Genomic DNA, 3,128 nt, shown 5'->3' with positions numbered 1-3,128 from the left:
AATACATTGTATTTATCAAGAGTTTTCAAAAGTAAAAAAACAATGGTAGCAGTACCATTGAGTGCCATTTAATTAACTCTTATGAGTTGATTGATTGGTATCTACTTTAGTATTCAATATTGACTTCTGGCGAAGTTAAACTGTCACAAAACAAAGACCCGTTTGGGTTGTATGGTTAAGTGACTAAGCGTACACGGTGGATGCCTTGGCAGTTGGAGGCGATGAAGGACGTATTAACTTGCGATAAGCCTAGTCAAGCTAGTAAAAAGCGCTTGAGACTAGGATTTCCGAATGGGGAAACCCACCTGCTTGCAGGTATCGTTAACTGAATACATAGGTTAACGAGGCGAACGCGGAGAACTGAAACATCTAAGTACCCGTAGGAAAAGAAATCAACCGAGATTCCGAAAGTAGCGGCGAGCGAAATCGGAACAGCCCTTAAGCTTATTATGTGTTAATGGAAGGCTGCTGGAAAGCGCCACGATACAGGGTGATAGTCCCGTACATGAAAAGACATTTTAAGTGAAATCGAGTAGGTCGGAGCACGTGAAACTTTGACTGAATATAGGTGGACCATCATCTAAGGCTAAATACTCCCAACTGACCGATAGTGAACCAGTACCGTGAGGGAAAGGCGAAAAGAACCCCTGTGAGGGGAGTGAAATAGAACCTGAAACCGTGTACGTACAAGCAGTAGGAGCCCACTTGTTGGGTGACTGCGTACCTTTTGTATAATGGGTCAGCGACTTATATTTTGTAGCGAGGTTAACCGAATAGGGTAGCCGTAGGGAAACCGAGTCTTAACTGGGCGACTAGTTGCAAGGTATAGACCCGAAACCCGGTGATCTAGCCATGGGCAGGTTGAAGGTTGAGTAACATCAACTGGAGGACCGAACCCACTAACGTTGAAAAGTTAGGGGATGACCTGTGGCTAGGAGTGAAAGGCTAATCAAACCGGGAGATAGCTGGTTCTCCCCGAAATCTATTTAGGTAGAGCCTCGGACGAATACTTACGGGGGTAGAGCACTGTTAAGGCTAGGGGGTCATCCCGACTTACCAACCCTTTGCAAACTCCGAATACCGTAAAGTAATATCCGGGAGACACACGGCGGGTGCTAACGTCCGTCGTGAAGAGGGAAACAACCCAGACCGCCAGCTAAGGTCCCAAAGTCATAGTTAAGTGGGAAACGATGTGGAAAGGCCCAGACAGCCAGGAGGTTGGCTTAGAAGCAGCCATCCTTTAAAGAAAGCGTAATAGCTCACTGGTCGAGTCGGTCTGCGCGGAAGATGTAACGGGGCTAAACTATGCACCGAAGCTGCGGATTCAGAATTTATTCTGAGTGGTAGGGGAGCGTTCTGTAAGCGGTTGAAGGTGTACCGGGAGGTATGCTGGACGTATCAGAAGTGCGAATGCTGACATGAGTAACGATAATGGGAGTGAAAAACTCCCACGCCGGAAGACCAAGGGTTCCTATCCCATGTTAATCAGGGTAGGGTAAGTCGACCCCTAAGGCGAGGCCGAAAGGCGTAGTCGATGGGAAACAGATTAATATTTCTGTACTCGATATAATTGCGATGGGGGGACGGAGCAGGCTAAGCAAGCATAGCGTTGGTAGTCTATGTGAAAGTGAGTAGGGCGTTTGTTTAGGTAAATCCGGACGAACACTAAACCTGAGACACGAGACGAGTCACTACGGTGATGAAGTTGCTGATGCCATACTTCCAGGAAAAGCCTCTAAGCTTCAGATTATATGGAATCGTACCCCAAACCGACACAGGTGGTCAGGTAGAGAATACTAAGGCGCTTGAGAGAACTCGGGTGAAGGAACTAGGCAAAATCGTACCGTAACTTCGGGAGAAGGTACGCTCCTATCTGTGATGAGACTTGCTCTCTAAGCGGACGGGAGCCGCAGTGACCAGGTGGCTGGGACTGTTTATTAAAAACACAGCACTGTGCAAAATCGCAAGATGACGTATACGGTGTGACACCTGCCCGGTGCCGGAAGGTTAATTGATGGGGTTATCCTTAGGGAGAAGCTCTTGATCGAAGCCCCGGTAAACGGCGGCCGTAACTATAACGGTCCTAAGGTAGCGAAATTCCTTGTCGGGTAAGTTCCGACCTGCACGAATGGTGTAACCATGGCCACGCTGTCTCCACCCGAGACTCAGTGAAATTGAAATCGCAGTGAAGATGCTGTGTACCCGCGGCTAGACGGAAAGACCCCGTGAACCTTTACTACAGCTTGGCACTGAACATTGAACCTACATGTGTAGGATAGGTGGGAGACTTTGAAGCAGCGACGCTAGTTGTTGTGGAGTCAACCTTGAAATACCACCCTTGTAGTTTTGATGTTCTAACGTTGGCCCCTGAATCGGGGTTACGGACAGTGCCTGGTGGGTAGTTTGACTGGGGCGGTCTCCTCCTAAAGAGTAACGGAGGAGCACGAAGGTTGGCTAAGTACGGTCGGACATCGTACGGTTAGTGTAATGGTAGAAGCCAGCTTAACTGCGAGACAGACACGTCGAGCAGGTACGAAAGTAGGTCATAGTGATCCGGTGGTTCTGAATGGAAGGGCCATCGCTCAACGGATAAAAGGTACTCCGGGGATAACAGGCTGATACCGCCCAAGAGTTCATATCGACGGCGGTGTTTGGCACCTCGATGTCGGCTCATCACATCCTGGGGCTGAAGTCGGTCCCAAGGGTATGGCTGTTCGCCATTTAAAGTGGTACGCGAGCTGGGTTTAGAACGTCGTGAGACAGTTCGGTCCCTATCTGCCGTGGGCGTTTGAGAATTGAGAGGGGTTGCTCCTAGTACGAGAGGACCGGAGTGAACGAACCGCTGGTGTTCGGGTTGTCATGCCAATGGCATTGCCCGGTAGCTACGTTCGGAACTGATAAGCGCTGAAAGCATCTAAGCGCGAAGCAGGCCTCGAGATGAGTTCTCACTAGACTTTTAAAGTCTCTGAAGGGCCGTTGAAGACTACAACGTTGATAGGCAAGATGTGGAAGTGGTGTGAGCCATTAAGCTAACTTGTACTAATTACCCGTGAGGCTTAACCATACAACGCCAAACGCGTTTTATGTGATAGTGAAACACGCGAAGAAGTTAATATGACTAAAGTAGA

Annotated in this window: 1 rRNA gene; it reads left to right on the top strand. The window is 48.8% G+C overall.

Annotated features, from left to right (window positions below):
• The first annotated feature begins 173 nt into the window (after positions 1–173).
• Positions 174–3,064, top strand: a 23S ribosomal RNA gene (locus DO88_RS17615).
• Positions 3,065–3,128: the final 64 nt, after the last annotated feature.

Source organism: Pseudoalteromonas sp. S3431 (assembly GCF_000690035.1).
Lineage (GTDB): Bacteria > Pseudomonadota > Gammaproteobacteria > Enterobacterales > Alteromonadaceae > Pseudoalteromonas > Pseudoalteromonas fuliginea.
The sequence above is the reverse complement of the archived record's forward strand: the minus strand, read 5'-3'. Positions and strand labels throughout refer to the sequence as shown.